The organism is Streptomyces sp. NPDC101181, assembly GCF_044767975.1.
Lineage (GTDB): Bacteria > Actinomycetota > Actinomycetes > Streptomycetales > Streptomycetaceae > Streptomyces.
This window is the reverse complement of the sequence record NZ_JBIWOX010000015.1, coordinates 108536-132358: the sequence shown is the minus strand read 5'-3', so window position 1 is coordinate 132358 and position 23823 is coordinate 108536. Positions and strand designations below refer to the sequence as shown.

Annotated in this window: 23 protein-coding genes; 11 read left to right on the top strand and 12 right to left on the bottom strand. The window is 74.0% G+C overall.

Going from position 1 to position 23823, the window contains the following annotated elements; all coding sequences use genetic code 11:
* Nucleotides 1-29: 29 nt before the first annotated feature.
* Genes ACIRRU_RS22060 through ACIRRU_RS22050 form a run of 3 tightly spaced genes read left to right on the top strand, consistent with a single transcriptional unit; the run spans nt 30 to nt 3540 of the window.
* Entirely contained in the window at nt 30-1271 is a 1242-nt protein-coding gene (locus ACIRRU_RS22060; protein WP_403683128.1) for a lycopene cyclase family protein, read from the top strand.
* Nucleotides 1268-1984, top strand: coding sequence for a class I SAM-dependent methyltransferase (locus ACIRRU_RS22055; RefSeq protein WP_403683125.1), 717 nt, complete (start codon nt 1268-1270; stop codon nt 1982-1984). Before ACIRRU_RS22060 ends, ACIRRU_RS22055 begins: the two co-directional genes overlap by 4 nt.
* Entirely contained in the window at nt 1984-3540 is a 1557-nt protein-coding gene (locus ACIRRU_RS22050; RefSeq protein ID WP_403683122.1) for an FAD-dependent oxidoreductase, read from the top strand. Before ACIRRU_RS22055 ends, ACIRRU_RS22050 begins: the two co-directional genes overlap by 1 nt.
* A 39-nt stretch (nt 3541-3579) precedes the next feature.
* Here ACIRRU_RS22050 and ACIRRU_RS22045 read toward each other — a convergent pair whose 3' ends face one another.
* The 5 genes from ACIRRU_RS22045 to glgX form a co-directional block, all read right to left on the bottom strand.
* On the bottom strand, nt 3580-4584 hold the full coding sequence (locus tag ACIRRU_RS22045; RefSeq protein ID WP_403683120.1) for a DUF5914 domain-containing protein: 1005 nt from the start codon (nt 4582-4584) through the stop codon (nt 3580-3582).
* Nucleotides 4581-5609: a phytoene/squalene synthase family protein gene (locus tag ACIRRU_RS22040; RefSeq protein WP_403683119.1), complete on the bottom strand. Its 1029-nt coding sequence runs from the start codon at nt 5607-5609 to the stop codon at nt 4581-4583. The genes ACIRRU_RS22045 and ACIRRU_RS22040 overlap by 4 nt, the downstream gene beginning before the upstream one ends.
* Nucleotides 5606-7123: a phytoene desaturase gene (locus ACIRRU_RS22035; RefSeq protein WP_403683117.1), complete on the bottom strand. Its 1518-nt coding sequence runs from the start codon at nt 7121-7123 to the stop codon at nt 5606-5608. The genes ACIRRU_RS22040 and ACIRRU_RS22035 overlap by 4 nt, the downstream gene beginning before the upstream one ends.
* On the bottom strand, nt 7120-8394 hold the full coding sequence (locus ACIRRU_RS22030; RefSeq protein ID WP_403683115.1) for a polyprenyl synthetase family protein: 1275 nt from the start codon (nt 8392-8394) through the stop codon (nt 7120-7122). The genes ACIRRU_RS22035 and ACIRRU_RS22030 overlap by 4 nt, the downstream gene beginning before the upstream one ends.
* Before the next feature lie 112 nt (nt 8395-8506).
* Nucleotides 8507-10639 carry a glycogen debranching protein GlgX gene (glgX, locus tag ACIRRU_RS22025; protein WP_403683112.1) on the bottom strand — a complete coding sequence of 711 codons (2133 nt, stop codon included), beginning with the start codon at nt 10637-10639 and terminating at the stop codon, nt 8507-8509.
* A 122-nt stretch (nt 10640-10761) separates the two neighbouring features.
* On the opposite strand from glgX, the gene ACIRRU_RS22020 reads away from it, so the two are divergent.
* Both ACIRRU_RS22020 and ACIRRU_RS22015 read left to right on the top strand, forming a co-directional pair.
* Nucleotides 10762-10977 carry a DUF2945 domain-containing protein gene (locus tag ACIRRU_RS22020; protein WP_363203668.1) on the top strand — a complete coding sequence of 72 codons (216 nt, stop codon included), beginning with the start codon at nt 10762-10764 and terminating at the stop codon, nt 10975-10977.
* A 218-nt stretch (nt 10978-11195) separates the two neighbouring features.
* Nucleotides 11196-12053, top strand: coding sequence for a SigB/SigF/SigG family RNA polymerase sigma factor (locus ACIRRU_RS22015; protein WP_403683109.1), 858 nt, complete (start codon nt 11196-11198; stop codon nt 12051-12053).
* Here the strand turns inward: ACIRRU_RS22015 and ACIRRU_RS22010 are convergent.
* Both ACIRRU_RS22010 and ACIRRU_RS22005 read right to left on the bottom strand, forming a co-directional pair.
* The gene (locus tag ACIRRU_RS22010) at nt 12050-12991 is read right to left on the bottom strand and encodes an SDR family oxidoreductase (RefSeq protein WP_403683106.1); all 942 of its coding nucleotides are present in this window, start codon (nt 12989-12991) and stop codon (nt 12050-12052) included. The two genes, ACIRRU_RS22015 and ACIRRU_RS22010, sit on opposite strands and share 4 nt — an antisense overlap.
* Before the next feature lie 147 nt (nt 12992-13138).
* Nucleotides 13139-13684 carry a 2'-5' RNA ligase family protein gene (locus ACIRRU_RS22005; RefSeq protein WP_403683103.1) on the bottom strand — a complete coding sequence of 182 codons (546 nt, stop codon included), beginning with the start codon at nt 13682-13684 and terminating at the stop codon, nt 13139-13141.
* On the opposite strand from ACIRRU_RS22005, the gene ACIRRU_RS22000 reads away from it, so the two are divergent.
* Nucleotides 13679-14197: a hypothetical protein gene (locus tag ACIRRU_RS22000; RefSeq protein ID WP_403683100.1), complete on the top strand. Its 519-nt coding sequence runs from the start codon at nt 13679-13681 to the stop codon at nt 14195-14197. The genes ACIRRU_RS22005 and ACIRRU_RS22000 overlap by 6 nt on opposite strands.
* A 199-nt stretch (nt 14198-14396) precedes the next feature.
* Here ACIRRU_RS22000 and ACIRRU_RS21995 read toward each other — a convergent pair whose 3' ends face one another.
* The gene (locus tag ACIRRU_RS21995; RefSeq protein ID WP_403683098.1) at nt 14397-15197 is read right to left on the bottom strand and encodes an ABC transporter permease; all 801 of its coding nucleotides are present in this window, start codon (nt 15195-15197) and stop codon (nt 14397-14399) included.
* A gap of 63 nt (nt 15198-15260) precedes the next feature.
* Between ACIRRU_RS21995 and ACIRRU_RS21990 the strand changes: the two genes are divergently transcribed.
* Nucleotides 15261-15395 carry a hypothetical protein gene (locus tag ACIRRU_RS21990; protein WP_403683096.1) on the top strand — a complete coding sequence of 45 codons (135 nt, stop codon included), beginning with the start codon at nt 15261-15263 and terminating at the stop codon, nt 15393-15395.
* A 14-nt stretch (nt 15396-15409) separates the two neighbouring features.
* Here ACIRRU_RS21990 and efeU read toward each other — a convergent pair whose 3' ends face one another.
* From efeU to efeO, 3 genes are read right to left on the bottom strand one after another with little or no spacing between them, the layout of a single operon-like run.
* Nucleotides 15410-16255, bottom strand: coding sequence for an iron uptake transporter permease EfeU (gene efeU / locus ACIRRU_RS21985; RefSeq protein WP_403683093.1), 846 nt, complete (start codon nt 16253-16255; stop codon nt 15410-15412).
* Nucleotides 16256-16274: 19 nt separating this feature from the next.
* A complete protein-coding gene (efeB, locus tag ACIRRU_RS21980; RefSeq protein ID WP_403683090.1) occupies nt 16275-17561 on the bottom strand; it encodes an iron uptake transporter deferrochelatase/peroxidase subunit in 1287 nt (428 codons plus the stop codon).
* 26 nt (nt 17562-17587) lie between these two features.
* Nucleotides 17588-18736, bottom strand: a complete 1149-nt coding sequence (gene efeO, locus ACIRRU_RS21975; protein ID WP_403683087.1) for an iron uptake system protein EfeO — start codon at nt 18734-18736, stop codon at nt 17588-17590.
* 646 nt (nt 18737-19382) lie between these two features.
* On the opposite strand from efeO, the gene dhaK reads away from it, so the two are divergent.
* Genes dhaK through ACIRRU_RS21955 form a run of 4 tightly spaced genes read left to right on the top strand, consistent with a single transcriptional unit; the run spans nt 19383 to nt 21993 of the window.
* Nucleotides 19383-20375, top strand: a complete 993-nt coding sequence (dhaK, locus tag ACIRRU_RS21970; protein ID WP_403683086.1) for a dihydroxyacetone kinase subunit DhaK — start codon at nt 19383-19385, stop codon at nt 20373-20375.
* A gap of 43 nt (nt 20376-20418) precedes the next feature.
* Complete coding sequence (dhaL, locus tag ACIRRU_RS21965) at nt 20419-21030, top strand: dihydroxyacetone kinase subunit DhaL (RefSeq protein WP_403683085.1); 612 nt, start codon at nt 20419-20421, stop codon at nt 21028-21030.
* The gene (locus ACIRRU_RS21960) at nt 21027-21437 is read left to right on the top strand and encodes a PTS-dependent dihydroxyacetone kinase phosphotransferase subunit DhaM (protein WP_403683083.1); all 411 of its coding nucleotides are present in this window, start codon (nt 21027-21029) and stop codon (nt 21435-21437) included. The genes dhaL and ACIRRU_RS21960 overlap by 4 nt, the downstream gene beginning before the upstream one ends.
* Before the next feature lie 10 nt (nt 21438-21447).
* The gene (locus ACIRRU_RS21955; protein ID WP_403683081.1) at nt 21448-21993 is read left to right on the top strand and encodes an NUDIX domain-containing protein; all 546 of its coding nucleotides are present in this window, start codon (nt 21448-21450) and stop codon (nt 21991-21993) included.
* 40 nt (nt 21994-22033) lie between these two features.
* Here the strand turns inward: ACIRRU_RS21955 and abc-f are convergent, their stop codons facing one another.
* A complete protein-coding gene (abc-f, locus tag ACIRRU_RS21950) occupies nt 22034-23716 on the bottom strand; it encodes a ribosomal protection-like ABC-F family protein (RefSeq protein ID WP_403683078.1) in 1683 nt (560 codons plus the stop codon).
* Nucleotides 23717-23823: the final 107 nt, after the last annotated feature.

The window sequence follows — 23823 nt, the reverse complement described above, 5'->3', positions numbered from 1 at the left end:
GGGAGAGACGTCCGTCCGAGAGGGGAGCCGTGCCTGCTGAGTTCGCCGACGCCGATGTGGTCGTCGTCGGGGCCGGGGCGGCCGGTCTGAGCCTGGCCCATCACCTGTGCGCGCCGGGCTCCCCCACTCCGCTGTCCGTGGTGGTCGTCGGCGCGCCGCCGGGTCCGCTGATCCCGCCTCGGCGGACCTGGTGCTTCTGGGAGCCGGACGCGGGCCCCTACGACGCGTCGCTGGCCGCTTCCTGGTCCCGGCTGCGGGTGACCACCGCCGACGGGGGCGCGGTGGAGGCCGGGCTGCCGCGGCTGCGCTACAAGATGCTGCGCTCCGACGACTTCGAGGCCCTCGTGGACCGGCGGCTCGCCGGGGCGCCCGGGGTGCGCCGGGTGGAGGCCGCGGTGAGTTCGGTGCGCGATCTCCCCGGTGGCGGGGCCGAGGTCCGCGTCCGGGACGGGAACGCCGAACGCGCCCTGGTCCGGGGGAGATATGTCTTCGACTCCCGGCCGCCCCGGGTGCTGCCGCCCGCCCGCACCACCCTGCTCCAGCACTTCTCCGGCTGGTTCGTCAGGACCGCGGAGCCCGTGTTCGACCCGGACGTGGCGGAGCTGATGGACTTCCGCACCCCCCAGCCGGCGCGGGGTCTCTCCTTCGGTTACGTCCTGCCGCTCGGTCCGCGGACCGCGCTCGTGGAGTACACGGAGTTCTCCCCCGCGCCACTGACCCCCGACGGCTACCACGAGGCCCTGGACCGGTACGCGCGAGGCGTCCTGCGCCTGGGAGCCTTCGAGGTGACGGCGCGGGAGCAGGGCGTCATCCCCATGACCGACGGCCGGTTCCCGCGCCGCGCGGGGCGTTCGGTGTACCGCATCGGCACCGCCGGGGGCGCGACCCGCCCCTCCACGGGCTACACCTTCGCCGCGGTCCAGCGGCAGAGCCGGGCCGTCGCCGCCCGGCTGCGGTCCGGCAGGCCCCTGCGGGTGCCGCCCGCCCACGGGCGACGGGCGCGGGCGATGGACGCGGTGATGCTGCGGGCGCTGGACACCGGCCGGATCGACGGCCCGGACTTCTTCGGACGCCTCTTCCGCGGCGTACCCGCCGAACGGCTGCTGGCGTTCCTGGACGGCGGCTCCCGGTGGCACGAGGACCTGCGCATCGGGCTGCGGACCCCCGTCGCGCCGATGCTGCGGACCGTCGCCGAACTCCCCTTCACCCCGCGCCGTCCGCCCCGGCCCCTTCCTCACCCACCTGTTCGTACGGAAGAAAGCAGCTCATGACCCTGTTGCGCGGTGACGCACTGTCCGAAGCCTTCGACCGGGGCTCCACGGCCTACGACCGGCTCGTCGCGGCCAGCCCCGGGTACCACGCGCATCTGCGCCGCTCCGCGCGCCGGCTCCGCCTGCCGGACGGCGGTGCGGGACTGCGCGTCCTGGACCTGGGATGCGGCACCGGCGCCTCGACCGCGGCGCTGATCGCCGCCGCCCCGCTCGCCCGCGTCACCGGCGTCGACGCCTCCGCGGGCATGCTGGAGCGCGCGGCGGCCAAACCCGGGCTGTCGCACGTGGAGTTCGTGCACGCACCGGCGGAGGCACTGGCCAGCCGGCTGACGCCGGGCTCCTTCGACGCGGTGTTCGCGGGCTACCTCTTCCGCAACGTCGAGGACGCCGACGCCGTGCTGCGCCTGGTGCACCGGATGCTGGTGCCGTCCGGCCGGCTGGCCGTGCACGAGTACACGCTCGGCGGCTCCCCGGTGGACCGTGCCGTCTGGAACGCGGTCTGCTCGGCGATCATCCGGCCCGCCGGGCGGCTCACCGGGGACGCGCGGCTCTACCGCCACCTCCAGGACAGCGTGAACACCTTCGACACCGCTCCCGAGTTCGCCGCGAGGCTGCGCGGGGCGGGGTTTCAGGGCGTACGGGCTCTTCCGCTGCCCGGCTGGCAGACCGGCATCACGCACACCTTCGTCGGCCGCACCGCGGGGCAGCGGTGATGGCGCCGGGCAGGACCGGCACGGCCCGCCGCCACGGCCGGGACCGGCGGGCCGCGGTGGTGCACGCCCCTGGCGGCCGCGCCCGGTTCACCGGCCAGGCCCCCACCGCCGCGGTCGTGGGCGGCGGCCTCGCCGGGATCGCGGCGGCCACCGGACTGGCCGAGCGCGGCGTGCACGTCACCCTCTACGAGAGCGAACCGGGCCTCGGCGGGCGGCTGGCGGGCTGGCCGACCCGGCTCGCGGACGGATCGACCGTCACCATGAGCCGCGGCTTCCACGCCTTCTTCCGGCAGTACTACAACCTGCGCGGACTGCTGCGCCGGGTCGACCCCGGGCTCGACTCGCTGACCCCACTGCCCGACTACCCGCTGCGACACAGCTCCGGGCTGCACGACAGCTTCGCCCGCGTCCCGCGCACCCCGCCGCTCAGCGCGCTCGGCTTCGTCGCGCTCAGCCCGTCCTTCGGGGTGCGGGACCTGGCCAGGATGAACCCGCGGGCCGCACTGCCGCTGCTGGACGTGCGGGTGCCGGAGGTCTACGAGCGGCTGGACGGCGTCAGCGCCTCCGACTTCCTCGCCCGCATCCGCTTCCCCGAGGCGGCGCACCACCTGGCCTTCGAGGTGTTCTCCCGGAGCTTCTTCGCCGACCCGCGCGAACTGTCCGCCGCCGAGCTGGTCCTGATGTTCCACATCTACTTCCTCGGCTCCAGCGAGGGCCTGCTCTTCGACGTGCCGGCCGAGCCCTTCCCCACCGCCCTGTGGGACCCGCTGCGCGGCTACCTGGAGAGCCACGGTGTCACGGTGCGAACGGGCACCCCCGTCCGTGAGGTGCGCCCGCTGCCGGACGGCGGCCTGGACGTCACCACCGACGGGGACACCGGACGCCACGACGCCCTCGTCCTCGCCCTGGACGCCGCCGGGCTGCGCCGGATCACGGCCGCCTCCCCGGAGCTGGGCGACCCGCGGTGGCGCGCCCGGATCGACCGGCTGCGCACCGCCCCGCCGTTCCTGGTGTCGCGGCTCTGGCTGGACCGCCCGGTGGAGTCCGGTCGGCCCGGGTTCCTCGGCACCAGCGGCTACGGCCCGCTGGACAACGTGAGCGTCCTGGACCGCTGGGAGGGCGAGGCGGCGCGCTGGGCCGGGCGCACCGGCGGCTCGGTCCTGGAACTGCACGCCTACGCCGTCTCCCCGGACGCCGACCGGGGCGCGGTCCAGGCGGAGGCGGTCCGCCAGCTGCACCGGATCTACCCGGAGACGCGCGACGCCCGCGTGGTGGACGAGCGGCACGAGTGGCGGGCGGACTGCCCGATGTTCCCGGTGGGCGGCTACCAGGACCGGCCGGGCGTCCGCGGCCCGGACCCCGCCGTGACGGTGGCCGGGGACCTGGTCGCCACCGGGCTGCCGGTGGCGCTGATGGAACGTGCGGTCACCAGCGGGTTCCTCGCTGCCAACGCGCACCTGGAGCGGTGGGGCGTACGCGGGCAGACCCTGTGGACGGTCCCGCGCACCGGGCGGTCCCTGCCGCTGCGCGGGCTCGCCGCACTGGGCGAGGGCTGACGCGACGACAGCCGGTTCCCCGGCGGGCGCCTTGGGGCGTCAGCCGGGAAACCGGCCCTGCGCCCGCAGCTCCCAGCGCCGTTCGGCGTACGCCAGGTCGTCGCGCCACAACCGGCCGGCCGAGGCGCGCATCAGCGGCCTCAGCAGCGGCGCGGCCGCACGGGCCACGGCGAAGCCGCGCCGGTCGGAGTCCGCGACGAGCGCCTCGACGACGGCGGTACGGGGTCGCCCCCGCTCGTCCGGGGCCAGCGGGGTGGCGTGGGTCTCGACCACGGACCCGGCGCCTTCGCCCTCGATGATGTGCATGACGACCGTGCGGGGGCCGGGTGCGGTGAACCTGGCCAGGACCGGGACGACGAGGCGTCCGGCCACCTTGAAGGACACCTCGACCAGGAACCCGTCGTCGTCCCCGGCGCTGTCGTCGGGTGCGTCGGTCACGGTCAGGTCCACGAAGGAGTACGGGTGGAACCACGCCCCGTGCCATGGGTCGAGCCGGTTGGCGACCACGTCCTCCGGCTCGCACCGCCCGACCCCGTTGTAGACGGCGTCGACCCCGTCGCCCAGTCGGGGCCGCGCCGGAACGCGGGGGCGCTCGGTGGGCGTCTCGCCGCCCATCCGGTCCAGCCGCACCCAGAGCAGCACCCCGTCGTCGAACGCCGGGTAGGGCTCCCACCCGGCGAACGGCCCGCCGTCGAGGGCCAGTCCGTGCCAGTGGCAGACGAGGGTGCCGCAGCGTACGGGGCTCTCCCGCAGCGGCGCTCCCAGGTGCGGGCAGGCCCCGGGGCCGGTGCGCAGCCTGCCGTCGCCGTCGCGCCAGGCGACGATCTCGGTGGAGCCGACCGTGATGCCCAGGGTCCGGCCCGGGGGGAGGTCCCGCGAGGCGCCGATGACGTACCAGTTGCCGGAAGGGCGGCTCTGTGCCCGTTTGAGGGCCTGGGCGATGAGGGAGGGCTTCGCCGCCCGCCAGGTCGGCTCCTGCCGGTCCCAGGGCACGGGGGCGCGCCGCAGCCGCAACGGGATGCGGCCCCGCCGGGACGGGCTCACGCCGCCTCTCCCCGTACGGGCGTGGCGATGCCGGTGACGGCGGTCCGGTCCAGGGTGGCGGGGCAGGGCCCGGTCACCGTGCGGGTCCGGCGGTGGATCGCGGTGCGGGCCGCGAGGGCGCGGGCCAGACCGTCCAGTGCCACGGCCGCCCGGCGGCGGCGTGGGACGACGGCCCGGCGGTGCAGCACCGCGTAGCCGTCGGCCTCGATGGCGTCGAGGATGCCGCTGTAGAGCACGAACGCCGTACGGATGCAGGGCCGGGCCACCGGGTCGAGCATCCCGAGTCCGGGGAGCGCCCGGCGGTAGACCGTCCGGTTGTGGGCGGCGAACGCCCGCAGCGCCTCGGTGATCCTCGGGTCCCTGGCCCCGGTGCGCCGGCTCCACTCCAGGCGGGCCCGGTCCACGCCGTGGGCGGCGATCAGGTCGGCGGGGAGGTAGAGCCTGCCCCGGTCCAGGTCCTCGCCCACGTCCCGCAGGAAGTTGGTGAGCTGGAAGGCGACGCCCAGCGCGGCCGCGGGTCCGGCGGCCTCATCGTGGTGGACGACCGTGCCGAGAACCGGCAGCATCTGGAGGCCGATGACCGCCGCCGACCCGTGCATGTAGCCGCCCAGGTCCTCCAGCGAGGCGTATCCGGTGACCGTCAGGTCGCTGCGCATGGAGGCCAGGAAGTCGGTGAAGTGCTGGTGGTCGATGCCGTGGCGTGCGGCGGTGTCGGCGAGCGCCCGGATGACCGGCTCGGCGGCCCGCCCGTCGCGCAGCCCGCTCTCCAGCTGCGCCTCCAGGGCCAGCAGGGCCGCCGCGCGTTCCTCCGTGGTGGCGGTGGAGTCGAGGTCGTCCACGATGTCGTCGGCCCACCGGGCGAAGCCGTACAGGGCGTGGACGGCGGGCCTGCGGTCGACGGGCAGCAGCCGCGTCGCGAGGAAGTACGTCTTGCCGTGCCGGGCGTTGAGTTCCCGGCAGCGGGCGTAGGCGGCGCGGAGGCCGGGTTCCAGGATGCCTGCGGCGTCCAGCTCACGGACGGTCATACGACGGTGCCTCTCGTGCGGCGGGGTGCGGCGGTGGGGGTGCCGGTGATCCTGCGCGCCGCCAGCTTCCCGGAGATCAGGACGGTCGGCACACCGACACCGGGGGTGGTGCCGCAGCCGGCGAGGACGGCGTTGGCCGTGCCCCGCACCAGGTTGCGGGGGCGGAAGGGTCCGGTCTGCGGGAAGGTGTGGGCCACGGCGAACGGGGTGCCCGCCGCGTGTCCCTGGGCGCTCCAGTCGACCGGTGTCACCAGTCCTTCCTGCTCGATCGCGGCGCCCAGGCCGGGCATCTCGCGCCGCTCCAGCCATCCCAGCAGCTCGTCCCGGTAGCGGGGGCCCAGCTCCCGCCACTCCTGGACGCCGGGTCCCACCGTGGTGTTGGGGCAGGGCGCGAGGACGTAGTGGAGGTGTTTGCCGGGCGGGGCCAGCGTGGGGTCGGTGGCGGTGGGGCGGGTGATCAGGAGTGAGGGGTCCGACATCAGTTCGCCGGTGCGGGTGAGCTGACGGAAGGTGCTCTTCCAGGCGGCCCCGAAGGAGATGGTGTGGTGCGCCAGGTCCGGCCAGGTCCGGTCGGTGCCCGCGTGCAGGATCACCGCGGACGGCGAGTGCTTCAGCGCGAGCGGCCTGCGCGGGGCGTTGCCGAGGAGGCGGTAGGTGACGGGCAGGTCGGGGGTGAGGACGACCGCGTCGCACGGGATGCGTTCGCGGTCGGTGACGACGGCGGTGATCCGGTCGCCCGAGCGCTCCAGCCGGGTCACCGTCTCCCCGTAGCGGAACGTGCCGCCCGCGTCGGCGGCGGCCGCGGCCATCGCGGTGGGCAGGGCGTGCATCCCGCCGCGCGGGAAGTAGACCCCGGCCACGGTGTCCATGTAGGCGATCACCGCGTACGCGGCCAGAGCCCGTGCCGGGGGCACCCCCGCGTACAGCGCCTGGAACGAGAAGACGCGGCGCAGCCGTTCGTCGGAGACGAAGCGGCCGATCCGGGCGTCGAGCCGGCCGAAGCCGCCGAGCGCGGCGAGCCGGGCGAGGTCGGGGTGCAGGAGTTGGAGGGGCGAGTCGAAGTTGGCGTCGATGAAGCGGCGCATCTGCACCTGGTAGAGCCGCTCCAGCCAGCTCCGCAGCCGCCGGTAGCCGACGGCCTGGCGGGCTCCGGCGAACTGTTCGACGGCGGCCTCCATGGCGGCCCCGTCGGTGTGCACGTCGAGCTGGGACCCGTCGGCGAACCTGGCCCGGTAGGCGGGGTCGAGCCGGATCAGCTCCAGCCGGTCGGCCATCCGGTCGCCCACCGCCGCGAAGGCGTCCTCCACCAGGTCGGGCATGGTCAGCACGGTCGGCCCGGTGTCGATGCGGTATCCGCCCTCGGCCAGGAGACCGGCCCGCCCACCGGGCAGCGCGTCGCGTTCGACGACGGTGACCCGGCGGCCCGCGCCGAGCAGGTGGAGCGCGGCGGACAGCCCGGACAGTCCCGCGCCGACCACCACGACGTGGTCGACTGGCCCCTTGATCGTGATCACTGGGCGCGGCCTCCTTCGACCATGGTGAGGGTGAGGGGCGTTTCGCCGCCGGGGGACGGCTCGCGCGGCGTGCCGGAGCCGGATGGCGGCGCGGCCGCGCGCGTGCCCGCCACCGTGTGCAGCAGGCTCAGCAGCCGGTCGCCCGCGTGCGCGTCGAGGTCGACGGCCTGGGCCAGCCGCCGCGCGGCCCGGTCCCCCAGGCGCTCGGCCTTGTCCTCCACCAGGGTGCGGGCTCCGGTGGACTCCAGCACGGCGCGCACCCGGGCGAGGCCGTCCTCGTCGAGGTCCGGGTTCCCGACGGCGCGGTCGAGCACGGCCAGCGCCCGGTGGTCGTCGGCGGCGTCCGCGCAGGTACGGGCCACCGCCAGCAGGTAGGTCTGCTTGCCCTCGCGGATGTCGTCGCCGGACGGCTTCCCGGTCACCGCCGGATCGCCGAACACGCCGAGCAGGTCGTCCCGGAGCTGGAAGGCGACCCCGGCGTACCGGCTGGCCGAGCACAGGGCGTCGGTGGTCCACTCGTCCGCCCCGGCCAGGGCGGTGCCCAGCGCCACGGGCCGCTCCACCGAGTACAGGGCGCTCTTGAGGCAGGCGGTGCGCAGGGCGCTCGCCGCCGAGGCACCGCCGCCGGTCTGGCCGCGCAGGTCCAGGTACTGCCCGGCGACCATCTCCCCGCGCATCGCCCGCCACAGGGCCCGCACCTGCCGTCGCCGCGCGGGCGGCAGGTCCGTATCGGCGACGGTGTCGTCGGCCCACACCAGCGCGAGGTCCCCCGCCAGGACGGCGGCGGAGGCTCCGAACGCCGCGCCCGCGCCGGAGAAGGCCGTGAGGCCCACCTGTTCGGCGAGGGCGATGTGGACGGCGGGCCGTCCCCGCCGGGTGCGGGAACGGTCCATCACGTCGTCCTGGATGAGGGCGCAGGTCTGGATCAGCTCCAGACTCACGCCCAGCCGCAGCGCCGCCTCGGTCTCGGCTCCTCCGCAGGCGCGCATGGCCCACCACAGCAGCCGGGGCCGCATCCGCTTGCCGCCGAGCAGGGTGAAGTCGGCGACCCGGCGCGCCACCTCATCGGAGAACCGCGGGTCGTGCCGCGCGGATTCGGCGACGCACTCCGCCAGCACGGCAGCGGCCGTCCGCTGGACGGCCGCGGCCACGTCCTGGTCGACCGCCGGCGCCTCCGTGCGGAGGGCGCCGGGCGGCCAGGGCTCCGGAGGTTCGACGTCCGGTGGTACGGGGCCGGCGAACGCGTGGTCCGCGGGTTGCAGTCGGCCCATCTGAGGCCCTTTCCGTCGGAGGGGGGCGACGTAAGGTTGTCATCCGCTGCATCACGTACCCCGTCGGTACCTTTCCTATCGAAACCCGCCGGTTGACGGTCCGTCCGTCACCTCATCGCTTCCCGTGGGTACGTCGCAGCACCCGCACACTGCGGTCGGTCAGGCCGACCGTGGTTCCGGCCTTGAACTCCACCTCGTCCGCGTCCGCGAGGTCCGGGTCGGCGGTGTCGAGCACCACCGTCCAGGCCGCGCCGAAGGAGACCGGCGGCAGCTGGAACTCCACCCCTTCGGACCAGCCGTTCACGAGGATCAGCAGCGAGTCCACCGGTCCGTTCCCGGCGGCGTCGCCCGCCTCCTCGCCCTGGATCTGGTCCCCGCAGAGGAAGAGGGCGAGCGCGTGGGCGTCGTCGCGCTCCCAGTCGGCCTCGGCCATGAGCCGGCCGTCCGGCCGCAGCCAGACCGCCTCGGCCTGCTCGACCCGCCCGCCCTGCTCGTCGGGGCCGCGCAGGAACCGGCGGCGGCGCAGCACCGGCTGCGCGTGCCGCAGCGCGACGAGCCGCCGGGTGAAGTCGAGGAGTCCCGCCCGCTCGCCGTCCAGGTCCCAGTCGACCCAGGAGACGTCGTTGTCCTGGCAGTAGACGTTGTTGTTGCCCTGCTGGGTCCGGCCCAGTTCGTCGCCGTGGGCGAGCATCGGCACTCCCTGGGACAGCAGCAGCGTGGTGAGGATGTTGCGCTGCTGCCGGGCGCGCAGCCGGTTGACCGTCCTGTCCTCGGTCGGTCCTTCGGCGCCGCAGTTGAAGGAGCGGTTGTCGCTCTCGCCGTCGCGGCCCTCCTCGCCGTTGGCCTCGTTGCGGCGTTCCTCGTAGGAGACGAGGTCGCGCAGGGTGAAGCCGTCGTGGGCCACCGCGAAGTTGATGCCGGCCCGGGGGCGCCGCCGGTCGTGCTGGTAGAGGTCGGAGGAGCCCAGCAGCCGCTCGGCGAACTCGCCGACCGTCCCCTGGTCGCCGCGCCAGAACCCTCGCACGGTGTCCCGGTAGCGTCCGTTCCACTCGCTCCAGAGCGTGGGGAAGTTGCCCACCTGGTAGCCGCCGTCCCCGATGTCCCAGGGCTCGGCGATCAGCTTCACCCGGCTGACGACCGGGTCCTGCTGGACCAGGTCGAAGAACGAGGACAGCCGGTCCACCTCGTGGAACTGCCGGGCCAGGGTGGCGGCCAGGTCGAAGCGGAAGCCGTCCACGTGCATCTCGGTCACCCAGTAGCGCAGCGAGTCCATGATGAGCTGGAGCACGTTGGGGTGACGCATCAGCAGGCTGTTGCCGGTGCCGGTGGTGTCGAAGTAGTGGGCGGGCGTCTCGTCGACCAGGCGGTAGTACGAGGCGTTGTCGATGCCGCGGAAGGAGAGGGTGGGGCCCATCTCGTTGCCCTCGGCGGTGTGGTTGTAGACCACGTCGAGGATGACCTCGATCCCCGCGGCGTGCAGGGCCTTCACCATCGTCTTGAACTCGCGGACCTGCCCGCCCCGGGAGCGGTCCGCGGCGTAGGCGTTGTGCGGGGCGAAGAAGCCGATGGTGTTGTAGCCCCAGTAGTTGGAGAGCCCCTGGTCCGTGAGGAAGCCGTCCTGGGTGAACTGGTGGACCGGCATCAGCTCCACCGCCGTCACCCCGAGGGCCGTGAGGTGGTCGATCACCGCGGGGTGGGCCATGCCCGCGTAGGTGCCGCGCAGTTCGTCGGGGACCTCGGGGTGGAGCCGGGTCATGCCCTTGACGTGGGTCTCGTAGAGGACCGTGCCGTGGTACGGGTGGCCGGGGGGCCGGTCCTCCTCCCAGTCGAAGGAGGGGTCGGTGACGACGCCGAGCGGGACGTGCCCGAGGCTGTCGCGCTCGTCGGGCCGGTTCACGTCGTCCGGGTGGTGGCCGCAGAGCGAGGGGTGGCCGTCGATCTGCCCGTCGAACGCCGTCGCGTAGGGGTCCAGGAGCAGCTTGGCGGGGTTGCACCGGGCTCCCTGCTCCGGGTCCCAGGGGCCGTGCACCCGGTAGCCGTAGCGGGTGCCCGGACCGGCTTCGGGGACGTAGCCGTGCCAGATGTCCCCGTCCACCTCCGGGAGGGTGAGCCGCAGCTCCTCCCCGTTGTCGTCGATCAGACACAGCTCGACCTTCTCGGCGCAGCCGGAGAAGAGAGCGAAGTTGGTCCCGTTGCCGTCGTAGGCGGCGCCCAGCGGGTAGGGGCGTCCAGCGGAGATGTGCATGCGCCCACATGATCACAGTTACAGGGTTTCAGCTCGGCCGCCTCTCCCTGCGCGCGGAATCCTGCTCCGGGGCTCAAGGTGGGGCTGAGGCTTTACATCGCATCGGACCACCGGAGATGAACATGGCGAAGAAGAAGCTGTCGCAGGGGGACAAGGTCGCGTGGGAGAGCCACGGCCACGAGACGACGGGAAAGGTCGAGAAGAAGATCACCTCCCGGGGCAAGGAGGCCGGGCGGAAGGTGGACGCCTCGCCCGATGACCCCCAGTACAAGGTCAGGAGCGACAAGTCGGGGCGCTCGGCCGTGCACAAGCCGGAGTCGCTGAAGAAGAAGTCCTGACCCTTGGGGGGGGGAACGGACTCCGGGAGGAACGGCCCCCGGGAGGACCGTTCGTGGGGTGCGCCACCGTCCCGTACGCCCCCCGGCTCGTACGGGACACCGCGCGCCCCCGTCCCCGCCTCGGCGTTTCATCCGGCGGGCATGGCGAGGGGAATGCGGGGTACTCCGGGCTCGGCCGGTGCAGCCTGCAGCGTGCCCTTGAAGCCCAGGAGGAAGCCATGGCGCTGGACGCGCGGACGGGGATCACCACAGCGAGGGAGGGGAAACAACTACCGGACGTCGATCCGTCGTCGGTGAGCCCGCGTGACGCCCGGGAGCTCAGCAAGCTGTTCTTCGAGCGCCTCCGCACCCTTGAGGAGGGCACGCACGAGTACCAGTACGCACGCAACACGCTGATCGAGATGAACCTGTCCCTGGTGCAGTTCGCGGCCGGGCGGTTCCGCAACCGGGGGGACGGCCGGCTGGAGGACATCGTCCAGGTCGGCACCATCGGCCTGATCAAGGCGATCGACCGGTTCGAACTCTCCCGGGAGGTCGAGTTCACCTCGTTCGCGATCCCCTACATCACCGGGGAGATCAAGCGTTTCTTCCGCGACACGACCTGGGCGGTCCATGTGCCCAGGCGCCTTCAGGAGCTGCGCACGACGCTCGCCAAGGCCAAGGAGCACCTGGCCGGTGAGCTGGACCGCGACCCGACGGTCGCCGAACTCGCCGCCCACCTCCGTATCGACGAGGAAGAGGTCATCGAGGGGCTCATCGCGTCCAACGGGTACACCGCCGGTTCCCTGGAGGTCCCGCCCAGCGGTCCGGGTGACCAGCAGGCCAGGACCCGCCCGCACGCCGAGCTGTGGGGCGAGGAGGACCCCGGTGTGGAGCTGGTGGAGGATCTGCTGTCGCTGGCGCCGCTGCTCCGGGAGCTGGACGAGCGGGACCGCACCCTGCTCTCCCTGCGGTTCGGCCAGGAGATGACCCAGGCGCAGATCGGTGAGCACCTCGGGCTGTCGCAGATGCATGTCTCCCGTCTCCTCAGCCGCACCCTCGCCAAGCTCCGCACGGGTCTGCTCGGCCAGACCTAGGAGAGGCCGTCCGGGGGTGCGGAGCGTGCCGCGCGGTAGGAGTTCCAGTCCGCGCGGCCGCCCGCCCCCAGGACTTCGCCGGAGGCGGTCAGCGTGTCCGGGGGCAGCGAGCGCAGCTCCCGGCGCGCGAGGCGGGCCACGACCGGGGGGAACCAGGGGCGCAGCGGCTGGCACCAGCGGAGCCAGGGCGGGGCGTAGATCTGCGGGGCCCGTGCGGTGATCCCCCGGGTGAGCCACTGAGCCACCTGGTCGGGAGAGTGGACGCGGCGCGCGGGGCGGGGCTGGTTGCGTCGCAGCGCGGCCAACACCGGGTGGTCGTCGATGCCGCTGAGCATGTCCGTGCCGGTCCAGTGGAGGTAGGCGATACCGATCTGGACGCCGTGCGGTTCCACCTCGCCCCGCAGGGCGAGCGCGAACGACTCGACCCCCGCCTTCGAGGCGCAGTAGGCGCTCATCATCGGCGAGGAGCCGAAGGCCGCGGTGGAGGCGATCTGGAGGTAGTAGCCCCTGGTGGCGGTCAGCTGCGGCAGGAAGGCGCGGGCGGTGTCGGCCGAACCGGTGAGGTTGACGTCGATGACGCGCTGCCAGAGGTCGGCGGCGGTCCGGTCGAAGGGGCCGCTCACGGCGATTCCGGCGTTGGCGACGACCACGTCGGCGGGGCCAAGTCCGGCCGCCACCCCCTCCGCGGCCTCCGCGAGCGCGGCGCGGTCGGTGACGTCGGCCTCCAGGCACAGGGAGGGGCCGGGCAGCGAAGCGGCGACCGCGCGCAGGGCGTTCTCCTCCCGCCCGAGCAGCGCCACCCGCATCCCGGCCGCGGACAGGTGGCGCACCAGGGCCTCTCCCACCCCGCGGGCGGCGCCGGTGACGACCGCCGTCCGGTCGCGCAGGAGTGCGTCGGCGCCGGCGCGGTGCCGGGGTCGGCCACGGGTGGTGGGCATCGTCCCTCCTCGGTACTGCCGGATCTCGTCGGCGGCCCGGGGGCCCCGCCCCACCGTCGGTCGGCCCGCCGCTCCCCGCAACCGGGGCCGCCGACCGCGGCCGTGCGCGCTTCCGCCGTCCGGCTCAGTGCGCTTCCGCCGTCCGGCTCAGTGCGGCTCCGGGCCCAGGCGGGCCGTCGTCCGGGCGGCCGAGTCGTAGCTCCTGGCCCCGGTCCACCGCCCGGACCAGTCACCCCGCTCCCCCGCTCCCCGGGGCAGCCACCGGTCCTCGGGCCCCGGCCAGAGCGCGTCCCGTCCGCGCCCGAGGGTGAGGTGGGGGACCCAGCGCCCGGGAGCGAGCAGGGGGTTGGCCCGGTCGACGGCCGGGGTCCGGCGCAGCAGCCGCCATACGTCTCGGTGCAGTTCCAGCAGGGCGTCGTCGGGCCGGACCTCCCAGGCCAGTACGTTGCTCCGCCCGGAGAAGCGCAGCAGCCCGCCGAGGCGGAGCGCCAGGGGCAGCGCGGCCAGGGCCCGGTCGAGCGCGGCCCGGGTCGCGGCGGGCAGGTCGTCGGCCGTGGCGAGAGTGAGGTGCGGCCGGTTGGTCGAGTGGCGGTGAGCAGCCTGACTGGGCAGGCCCTCGGCGGCGAGGGCCCGCCAGACGCCTCGTACGGCCCGGTCGGTGGCCTCGTCCGGCAGGAGTTCGATGCTGTGCATCCGCGCAGCGTACGGCCGTTGTCTCCGTGCGCGGACAACCTCCGCACAGACGGGATAAGACAGGCGATCGCCCGGGGGCTCGGGCTGCGGGCGGCAGCCGTCTGGGCCGATGTGCCCGAGCGCCTGCTGGAGCAGTGGCTCGCGAACGACCCGGAGTTCGCCACCGCCGTACGGGCGGCCACGGCCCTGGCCGAGGCCCACGGGCTTCAGCTGGGCCAGTCGCGGACTCCGGCGACGGTCCGCGTAGTGGCCATGGCCGTGAGCAGAGGCGCGACGTTCAAGGAGGCAGCCGCCACGGCGGGGATCAGCGCTCCAAAGCTGCGTCAGCTGTGGCACACATCGCCGGTCCTGGTCGCGCTGGTGGATGAGGCGCGGCGCGTCCGGCGGCACAGGCCACGCGAGTTCCTCCCGTCCGTCGGCCGTTCCAGGACACCGGCACGCACGTCCCCCGCCGGCGGCTACCGCCTGGTGCGGCGCGACGGGGCCGCCGGGGACGAGGGTTCCAAGGAGTGACGCGGTCCGCCGGGCCGCCGTTCAGCGGCGCAGCCTCAGAGCAGGGCAGCAGTCGGCCGGTGGGCCCGCTGTCGGTGATACGGCCCGCCTCCAGAAGGTGAGCGGTGTCGGCGTAGCGGGCGACCAGGTGACGTTCATGGGAGACCAGCACCAGGGTCATCCGGTGTTCCTCGCGCAGCCGGTCCATGCCCCGCGCGGATCACCCGCCGCCCCCGCCCCGGTCACCCGGGGACGGGCGGTACAGCCGGTGGCGGGCGAGCAGTTCGACGGTCACGGCCACCGCCACGGACTGCACCGCCATCAGCGCGACCAGGACGAAGAGCTGTACCGCCCCGGCCATCAGCGGACTCGCGCCCGCCAGGAGCATGCCGACGAAGGCGCCGGGCAGCGTGACCAGACCGACGGTACGCGTCTGGTCGAGGCCCGGCAGGAGTGCGTCGGAGGCCGCGGGCCGGGCGATCTCCAGGCGGGCCTCGCGGTCGAGGAACCCCAGCGCCATGGCGGCCTCCACCTCACCGTGCCGCTGGGAGAGTTCGTCCAGGCCCCGCCGGCCCGCGAGAACGGTGACCGTGAGCGCGCCGCCGATGAGGATGCCGGTGACGGGAATCAGGGCGACTCCCTTCAGCGGAACGAGACCGGTCAGCAGCAGCGCCGCCACCACCGGGACGACTCCGGCGCCGATGGGGGCGGCCGTCAGCCACCAGGTGTGGTTCTCCGTGATCCGCCGCCCGGCGGTACGGACCGCCACCGCGAACATCACCAGGAGGAACCCCAGCAACGCCAGGAGGTTGTTCACTGCCCAGTTGATCACCAGGGAGACCAGGGCCAGCTGGGCGGCCGCCCGCACCCCGGCGACCACGATCTCCCGGGGCCGGTGCGTCCGGGAGTCCGGCCGGAGACGGAACCTGGCCGCGACGCCCGCGGCCACGAGCAGCAGCACGGCGAGCAGCACGCCCAGGGTGGGGTTGACCGGTACGAGAGATGCCGCGCTGGTTGTCACGGGGTCACCCTACGGAGCGCACATCGGCCGAGTGCTGCGCGGATCCTGGGAAGGCGTTGTCCGATGCCCGGACGCATCGTGCCGTCCGTCCCCGCCGCGGTCACCGGTCCGGGGACGGACGCGGCGGGACTCCCCCGGGTACGCGCGCCGCCCGGGACGCCCGAACAGGCTACCGGCGACGAGGTGAGGGTCACCTGACCGCCGGGCGGCCGTCACGGTGCGGGCGCCGCGTCCGCCGCGTCCGCCTTCGGCGCCCGGGTCCGGTGCGGCGCGAGGAAGAAGGCCATGGTCGGGATCAGGTAAAGGCACCACACGACGACCTGGAGGACGGTCGGGTCGGGCTGGAAGTTGAAGACGCCCTTGAGGAGGGTGCCGTACCAGCTGTCGGGCGGGATCGTGGCGCTGACGTCGAACGCCTTGTCGCCCAGGCCGCCCAGGAAGCGGGCTTCCTGGAGGTCGTGCACACCGTAGGCGAGGACGCCCGCGGCGACGATCACGAGCATCCCCCCGGTCCAGGTGAAGAACTTCGCCAGGTTGATCCTGAGCGCGCCCCGGTAGAACAGGTAGCCCAGCACGATCGCCGTGGCGATGCCCAGCAGCACGCCGATCAGGGGCGCCGAGGACCCCTCACCGCTGGCGCGGACCGAGGCCCAGACGAACAGGGCGGTCTCCAGTCCTTCCCGCCCCACGGCCAGCAGGGCGGTCGCGACCAGGGCGCCCGTCCCCATCTGGAGGGCGGCGTCCAGCTTTCCGTGCAGGTCGGCCTTGAGGTGACGGGCCGTACGCCGCATCCAGAAGACCATCCAGGTGACCAGGCCCACCGCGATGATCGACAGGGATCCGCCGAGCACCTCCTTGGCCTCGAACGTCAGCTCCTGGGAGCCGAACTCCAGGGTCGCGCCGAAGGTGAGCGAGATGGCGCAGGCGATGCCGATACCGGTCCACACCGGTCGCAGCGCGTCCCGGCGCCCGGTCTTGACCAGGTAGGCGACGAGGATGCAGACGACGAGACTCGCCTCCAGCCCTTCGCGCAGGCCGATCAGGTAGTTGCCGAACATGCTGGTCCCTTTGCTGTGGTCAGGAGGAGAACAGCCCGCGGCCCCACCAGTCGTCCTGGTCCAGGACGCCCGGGGGTATCGCGAAGACGGCCGAACCCACGTGTTGGATGTACTCGTTGAGCGCGTCGTCGCGCGCCAGGCTCCGCTGTACGGGGATGAAGGCGTCCCGTACGTCGCGTTGGTAGGCGAGGAAGAACAGGCCGGCGTCCAGGCGGCCGAGGCCGTCGGTCCCGTCGGTGAAGGAGTAGCCGCGGCGCAGCATCCGCGCTCCGCCGTTGGAGTCCGGGTGGGCCAGGCGTACGTGCGCGGTGGGCAGCATGGCCTTGAGGAACGGCGCGTCGTGTTCCCGGGCTTTGCCCGCCGGGGCGCCCTCGCCCTTGTCCCTGCCGATGACGTCCTCCTGCTCCCGCAGCGAGGTGCGGTCCCAGGTCTCGATGTGCATCCGGATCCGGCGTGCCACGAGATAGGCCCCCTTGACCATCCAGTCGGGCCCGTCGGCCGGGGGGACCCAGACGTGACGGTCCAGCAGCGCCCGGTCGCCGCCCGGGATGTTGCTGGTGCCGTCCTTGAAACCGAAGAGGTTGCGCGGGGTCTGCGCGTCGGGGGTGGTCGAGGAGGTCTTGCCGAAGCCGAGCTGCGACCAGCGGACCGTGACCTTGCCGAAGCCGATGCGGGCGAGGTTGCGCAGGGCGTGCACCGCGACCTGGGGGTCGTCGGCGCAGGCCTGGACGCAGAGGTCTCCGCCGCTGCGCGCGGCGTCGAGGTTGTCGCCCGGGAACTTCGGCAGTCCGACCAGCGCGCCGGGCCTGCGCCGCTCCAGGCCGAAGCGGTCGGCGGCGAACAGCGAGGGCCCGAACCCCACGGTCAGGGTGAGCCGGGACGGCTTGAGGCCGAGCGCTTCGCCCGTGTCGTCCGGGGGCGCCTCGGGCAGCCCGCCGAAGGCCCCCTCGCCGACCGCGTCGCCCCGGGTCATCCGGGCGGCCGCGCTCGTCCAGTCCTTGAGGAGCTGGACGAGCGCGGCGCGGTCCTCGGTGGTGACGTCGAAGGCGGCGAAGTGGAGCCGGTCGGGGACGGCCGTGGCGATGCCCGCCTGGTGCTCGCCGTGGAACGGCACCGCGGCGCCCGCCCGGTCCTTGGACCGCGAGCCGTCCGGCAGGGCGACCGCCGCGGCCCCGGCACCTCCGGCGCCCAGGACGAGCCCGGCGCCGCCCCAGCCGATCACCGAGCGCCGCGAGGGGCGGCCCGTGGCCGGCGGGACCTCGTCAGTGCCGTGCGAGGCGTCCGGGCCGTGCGAGGCGTCGGTCATACCCGTTGCTCCGCTCTCGCCGTCGGCTACTTCGCCACGGCGGCGGCGAGCTTCGACAGCGGCTCGGCCAGCGCGTTGACGCCGTCGGACAGTTCCTTGCGGTCGGCCTTGCCCACCTTGTCGTAGGAGGTGAAGACGTAGCTGTCCTTGTCCGCGCGGTACTGGTCGAGCAGCGTGTTCAGCTCCGCGAACCGGGTGTCCAGCTCCTTGGTGAGGGCCGCGTCGTTCTTCGAGGCGACCGGCTTGAGGAGTTCGTAGGACTTCTGCGCGCCCTCGACGTTGCCCTTGAAGTCGACCAGGTCGGTGTGGCTGTAGCGCTCCTCCTCACCGGTGACCTTGCCGGTGGCGACCTCGTCGAGGAGTTCCTTGGCGCCGTTGGCCATCGATGTCGGGGTGATCTCCGCCGTCCCGACCTTCTTCTGCCAGACGGTCAGGTCCTTGATGAGCAGGTCGGCGAGTTCCTTGTCCCGGGCGGTGATCTTCTTGTCGTGCCACAGGGACCGCTCGAGACGGTGCCAGCCGGTCCAGTCCTTCTCCAGGTCCTGGCCCTCCTCCAGTCCGTCCTCGCGGAGGTCGACCTTGGGGTCGATGTCGCCGAACGACTCCGCGACCGGTTCGGTGCGCTCCCAGCCGATGCGTGACGGCGCGTAGGCCTTCTTCGCTGCCTCGACGTCTCCGGCCCTGACGGCGTCGGTGAACGCCTTGGCGAGCGGAAGGGTCTCCTCCGCCTGGTCGAGCGTGTACTGCCGGTAGGCCGCGACGGCCGCGTCCAGTTCGGGGTCGCGCTGGACGGCCTTGCCGCCGGTGGCCTCGACCTGCTGCCGGATTCCGTCGCCCTTCATGCCGGGCTTGCAGGCGATCTCGTACGAACCGGCCTTGATCTCCGCGGTGATGTTCGCCTTCGTCCCGGGGCCGATGTTCTCGCGCTCGGTGACGATGCGGTCGTCGGGGTAGAGGACGTAGACCTCGGTGACCTTCGAGCCCTTGTTCTCGACGGCGAGCTGGAGGTGGCCGGAGGGGAAGCTCTTCTTCGACACCTCGCAGGAGGTGTCGGTGGCGGTGACCCGTATCGCGCCGTCACCGCCGGCGTCGGCTTTCTCGGCGCAACCCGTCACAGCGGTCAGGGCGGTCACGGCTGCCGCGGTGGCGACGACGGAGAGGCGGACGGGGCGCATGCGGACTCCGGAACATGGTGGGTCGGGGCTCTGACCTCGGACGAGGCGAGCTCAATTTAGCCGACCCTTACCTGGCGGAGGAGTCCGGCGAACGACCGCCGGAACCCGCTCCGGCACCTCTTGGCAGCCGGGCGGCGCGCCCCTTCCGCCGTGGAAGGGAGGCGGAGAGCGCGCCGTCGAAGTGGACTGCGGCGGCTGACCCCGCCCATGCCCCGTCCGGCCGCGAGCGGCCTCGGACCTGGCCTGTCACGCCTCTCGGGCCCTGCCCCGGAGCGCCCCCACGTCCCCGTCCGCGAAGAGGGCCGAGCGGCGCGACTGTCCGGCGCGGTCGCATCGGCACGGCCGTCACCGACCGGATGCCCGTTCACGCGTGGGGGGCCGGGGGGCGCAGAATTGAACATGAGGTAAGGCAAGCCTTAGCCATTCATGGCGTTGTCTTGGGCAGGGCTTTACCGTCGGGCACGGGTACAGCCGCCGCGTCACTCGCACCGGCGCCACCCGTACGTGAGCCCCGGAGGGCGACAGCGACGCACGCTCCCAGGACAAGCGGGTGAAGGCCATGCGCTCCCCACGACGCGGCTGCACAATCGGTGGGAGATGCCCGGCGGATCGCCGGACCCGCCCGAAGCCGCACCAGGAGACAGGCATGAACATGCTCATCAATGTCCCCGAGACCGTCGTCGCCGACGCCCTGCGCGGTCTGGCCGCGGCCCATCCGGAGTTGTCCGTCGACGTGGACAACCGGGTCGTCGTCCGGCGGGACGCCCCCGTCGCGGGGAAGGTGGCGCTCGTCTCCGGGGGCGGATCGGGGCACGAGCCGTTGCACGCCGGGTTCGTCGGGCCCGGGATGCTGTCGGCCGCCTGTCCTGGGGAGGTCTTCACCTCGCCGGTGCCCGACCAGATGGTGCGGGCGGCCGCTGCCGTGGACAGCGGGGCGGGGGTGCTCTTCGTCGTCAAGAACTACACCGGGGACGTCCTCAACTTCGAGATGGCCGCCGAGCTGGCCGAGGAGGAGGGCCTCCGGGTCGCCCAGGTGGTGGTGGACGACGACGTGGCCGTCAGCGACAGCACGTTCACCGCCGGGCGGCGCGGCACGGGAGGGACCCTGTTCGTGGAGAAGATCGCCGGGGCGGCGGCCGACGAGGGCGCCCCGCTGGAGCGGGTGGCGGCGGTGGCGCGGCAGGTGAACGGGGCCTCGCGGAGTTTCGGGGTGGCGCTGAGCTCCGTCACCACTCCGGCGAAGGGCAGCCCCACCTTCGACCTGCCGTCCGGGGAGCTGGAGCTGGGCATCGGGATCCACGGGGAGCCGGGGCGTGAGCGGCGGCCGATGATGACGTCCGGGGAGATCGCGGACTACGCCGTCCACGCGGTGCTGGAGGACCTGCGCCCGGCCGGCCCCGTGCTGGTCCTGGTCAACGGTCTGGGCGCCACACCGCTGCTGGAGCTCTACGGGTTCAACGCCGAGGTCCAGCGGGTGCTGTCCGAGCGGGGCGTTCCGGTGGCTCGTACGCTCGTCGGGAACTATGTGACGTCCCTGGACATGGCAGGCTGCTCGGTGACGCTGTGCCAGGCGGACGAGGAGCTGCTGCGGCTGTGGGACGCGCCCGTGCGCACGGCCGCGCTCCGCTGGGGCTGCTGACCCGCACGCCAGGACCGGGCCGGACCGAGGAACAGGAGATCACGTGCTCGACGCCGACTTCTTCCGTCGCTGGATGGCCGCCGTCGCGGCCGTCGTGGAGCGGGAGGCGGACCGCCTCACCGAGCTGGACTCGGCGATCGGGGACGCCGACCACGGCAGCAACCTGCGGCGCGGCTTCGCGGCGGTGACCGCCGCGCTGGAGGCGGACTCCCCCGCCACCCCGGGCGCCGTGCTCTCGCTGGCCGGGCGGCAGCTCGTCTCGACGGTCGGCGGCGCTTCGGGCCCGCTGTACGGGACGCTGCTGCGCCGCACGGGCAAGGCCCTCGGGGAGGACGCCGAGGTGACGCCGGAGCGGTTCGCCCAGGCGTTCGCGGCCGGGGTCGCCGCGGTGGGGCAGCTGGGCGGGGCGCAGGCCGGGGACAAGACGATGCTCGACGCGCTGCTGCCCGCGGCCGAGGCGCTGGGCTCGTCGTTCGAGGGCGCCGCTGACGCGGCCCGCGCGGGCGCGGAGGCGACGGTTCCGTTGCGGGCGCGCAAGGGCCGGGCCAGCTATCTCGGTGAGCGCAGCATCGGCCATCAGGACCCGGGCGCGACGTCGGCGGCGCTGCTGGTCGAGGCCCTGGCGCGGACCGCGGCGGACGGGGGCGGCGCATGAGCGGCGGGCGGCAGGTGGGCATCGTCCTCGTCTCGCACAGCGGTCCGGTCGCGGAGTCGGTGGCGGAGCTGGCCCGGGGGCTCGCCGCGGGCGGGGTGACCGCGCCGGTCGCGGCGGCCGGCGGGCTCCCGAACGGCGGGCTCGGGACCAGCGCCGAGCTGATCGGGCGCGCGGCCGCCGGGGTGGACCGGGGCGCGGGCGTCGCGGTCCTCGTCGATCTGGGCAGCGCGGTCCTCACCGTGAAGGCGATGCTGGCCGAGGGCGACGAACTGCCTCCGGACTCCCGGCTGGTCGACGCGCCGTTCGTGGAGGGCGCGGTGGCGGCCGTGGTCACGGCGTCGGCGGGCGGCGACCTGGCGGCGGTGGAGGCGGCGGCCACGGAGGCGTACGGCTACCGCAAGACGTAGGTTTGGCGCTATGTCGACTCCCAGACGCTCCCGGCGCAGTGCGGGACTTCTGCTCTTCCGTGCGGCGGGCACCGGGCCCGGCGGCGCTCGGCCCGGCGCGGAGGACGTGGAGGTGCTGATCGGGCACATGGGCGGACCCCTGTGGGCGCGGCGGGAGGCGGCCGCCTGGTCGGTGCCCAAGGGCGAGTACGGCACCGAGGAGGAGCCGGAGGCCGCCGCCCGGCGCGAGTTCACGGAGGAGCTGGGGGTCCCGGTGCCGCCCGGCGACTGGACCGCCCTGGGCGAGGTCCGTCAGCGCGGCGGCAAGACGGTCACGGTGTGGGCGGTCCGGGCGGAGCTGGATGTGGCGTCGATCGTCCCGGGGACCTTCACGATGGAGTGGCCACGCGGCTCCGGCGTACAGCGCGAGTTCCCGGAGATGGACCGGTTCGCCTGGTGTACGCCGGAGCAGGCCGCCGAGCGGCTGATCACGGCCCAGCGGGTCTTCGTCGAGCGGTTGCTCGCGGCGGTGCGCGGGGCGGACGGGACCCCCGGGCGTCCCCCCTCCGGCACCTGAGGTACCGCAGGGGACGCCCCGAGGACAACGGGCCGCCGATCTACACCGCGAGCGCCCCCACGGGGCGGCCGTGCCGCAGCTCCAGCACGTCCCCGGCGAAGCGGGCCCGGAAGCCGCGGTCGTGCGAGACCACCACGACCGCCCCCGGGTACAGCTCCAGGGCCTGTTCCAGCTCCTCGACCAGGCTCAGCGCGATGTGGTTCGTCGGCTCGTCCAGCACCAGCAGGTCGGCCGGCCGGGTCACGAGGCGGGCCAGGGCCAGCCTGCGCTGCTGACCGATGGAGAGGGCGGCCACCGGCACGGCCAGGTCCTCCTCGCGGAACAGCCCGAGGGCCAGCAGTTCGTCGGCGTACTCGTCGGGGAGGCCGGGGCGGCCCGCCGCGTAGGCCGCGAGCAGGGTGCGCCGGGTCGGCCGCGCGGGCAGCTCCTGCGGGAGGTAGCCGACCCGGGCGTGGCGGTGGACCGTGCCCGCGTCGGGGACGAGGTCCCCGGCGAGGACACGCAGCAGCGTCGTCTTTCCCGCCCCGTTCTCCCCGGTGACCAGGAGACGCGCTCCGGGCCCGACCCGCAGGGACGGCAGGTGGAGGCGGTCGCCCACGGAGACGGCGTCCGCTTCGAGAAGCACCCGGGGCGCCGTGTCCCGGCCCCCGGCCGCCGCCGTTGTTCCGGTCACCACCGGGCGGCCGGTGAAGGCGAGGGGACGGGGCGGAGCCGGTACGGGGGTCCGGCGCAGGATCTCCAGCCGGGTCCGGGCGGCCCGGACCCGGCCGGACAGTTTCGCCTCGTGCGACCGGCGGTGCTTGCCGAAGCCCTGCCCCGGGTCCTTCCCGGTGGACGCGAGCCGTTGCCCGGCGGATTCGGCCAGCGCTTCGGCGTGGGCCAGGTCGTCCAGGTACTCCTGGTGTTCCTGGGCCCAGCGGCGGCGGGCGGCGGCCTTCGCGGCGCGGTAGCCCTCCCAGCCGTCGCCGTACCGCAGGACCGTGCGCAGATCGCGGTCGACCTCCAGGATCACCGAGGTGACCCGTTCCAGGAACGCCCGGTCGTGGGTGATCGTGACGACGGTGCCCCGGTGGGCCCGCAGATGGTCCTCCAGCCAGCCGACGGCCGGTGCGTCCAGGTGGTTGGTCGGCTCGTCGAGCAGCAGCAGTTCGGGGGCGGCGGCCAGGACGCAGGCCAGGGCCAGCCGGGACTGCTCGCCGCCGGACAGGGTGTCGAGGACCCGGTCGCGGGTGAGGTGGGCGAGGCCGAGACCGTGCAGGGCCGCTTCGGTACGGGCGTCCGCCCGGTAGCCGTCGCGGTCCTCGTAGGCGGTGAGGAGGTCTCCGTAGGCCGTGAGTTCCGCGTCGGTGGGCCCGGGGTCGCCGGGTGCGCGTTCGGAGAGGGCCTTCTCCGCCCGGCGGATGCGGTGTTCGAGGTCGCGGAGTCCGGCGAGGGCGGCGTCGACGGCGTCCTGCACGGTCCCGGCCGGGTCGAGGCCGAGAGTCTGGGCGAGGTGGCCGGTGCCGCCGGGGAAGCGGACGGTGAGTTCTCCGCTGTCCGGTTCCTCGGCCCCGGCCAGCAGCCTGAGCAGCGTCGATTTCCCGGAGCCGTTCTCGCCGATGACGGCGGCCTTCTCACCCGGCCGTACGGTGAGGGTCACCTGGTCGAGTACGGAGCGGTCCCCGTACGCCTTGGAGACGTCCTTGAGGGTCAGTTGGGCGCGGTCGCGCCGCTGGGGGTGCATGGGTGCCTTTTCCCTGAGTGACGGCCCGCGTCGGCGCGCACCGGGGCGCGGCGGGAGCGGGGCGTGGATGCCGGACGGCGGAGGGGACGGCGGGGCGCACGCGGCCC

Bases quoted from the DNA above. Each gene is read 5' to 3' on its own strand.
- ACIRRU_RS22055 (WP_403683125.1), top strand. From the start codon at position 1,268: ATGACCCTGTTGCGCGGTGACGCACTGTCCGAAGCCTTCGACCGGGGC.
- ACIRRU_RS22050 (WP_403683122.1), top strand. From the start codon at position 1,984: ATGGCGCCGGGCAGGACCGGCACGGCCCGCCGCCACGGCCGGGACCGG.
- ACIRRU_RS22040 (WP_403683119.1), bottom strand. From the start codon at position 5,609: ATGACCGTCCGTGAGCTGGACGCCGCAGGCATCCTGGAACCCGGCCTC.
- ACIRRU_RS22030 (WP_403683115.1), bottom strand. From the start codon at position 8,394: ATGGGCCGACTGCAACCCGCGGACCACGCGTTCGCCGGCCCCGTACCA.
- glgX (WP_403683112.1), bottom strand. From the start codon at position 10,639: ATGCACATCTCCGCTGGACGCCCCTACCCGCTGGGCGCCGCCTACGAC.
- ACIRRU_RS22020 (WP_363203668.1), top strand. From the start codon at position 10,762: ATGGCGAAGAAGAAGCTGTCGCAGGGGGACAAGGTCGCGTGGGAGAGC.
- ACIRRU_RS22015 (WP_403683109.1), top strand. From the start codon at position 11,196: ATGGCGCTGGACGCGCGGACGGGGATCACCACAGCGAGGGAGGGGAAA.
- ACIRRU_RS22010 (WP_403683106.1), bottom strand. From the start codon at position 12,991: ATGCCCACCACCCGTGGCCGACCCCGGCACCGCGCCGGCGCCGACGCA.
- ACIRRU_RS22005 (WP_403683103.1), bottom strand. From the start codon at position 13,684: ATGCACAGCATCGAACTCCTGCCGGACGAGGCCACCGACCGGGCCGTA.
- ACIRRU_RS21990 (WP_403683096.1), top strand. From the start codon at position 15,261: ATGCCCGGACGCATCGTGCCGTCCGTCCCCGCCGCGGTCACCGGTCCG.
- efeU (WP_403683093.1), bottom strand. From the start codon at position 16,255: ATGTTCGGCAACTACCTGATCGGCCTGCGCGAAGGGCTGGAGGCGAGT.
- efeB (WP_403683090.1), bottom strand. From the start codon at position 17,561: ATGACCGACGCCTCGCACGGCCCGGACGCCTCGCACGGCACTGACGAG.
- efeO (WP_403683087.1), bottom strand. From the start codon at position 18,736: ATGCGCCCCGTCCGCCTCTCCGTCGTCGCCACCGCGGCAGCCGTGACC.
- dhaK (WP_403683086.1), top strand. From the start codon at position 19,383: ATGAACATGCTCATCAATGTCCCCGAGACCGTCGTCGCCGACGCCCTG.
- ACIRRU_RS21960 (WP_403683083.1), top strand. From the start codon at position 21,027: ATGAGCGGCGGGCGGCAGGTGGGCATCGTCCTCGTCTCGCACAGCGGT.
- ACIRRU_RS21955 (WP_403683081.1), top strand. From the start codon at position 21,448: ATGTCGACTCCCAGACGCTCCCGGCGCAGTGCGGGACTTCTGCTCTTC.
- abc-f (WP_403683078.1), bottom strand. From the start codon at position 23,716: ATGCACCCCCAGCGGCGCGACCGCGCCCAACTGACCCTCAAGGACGTC.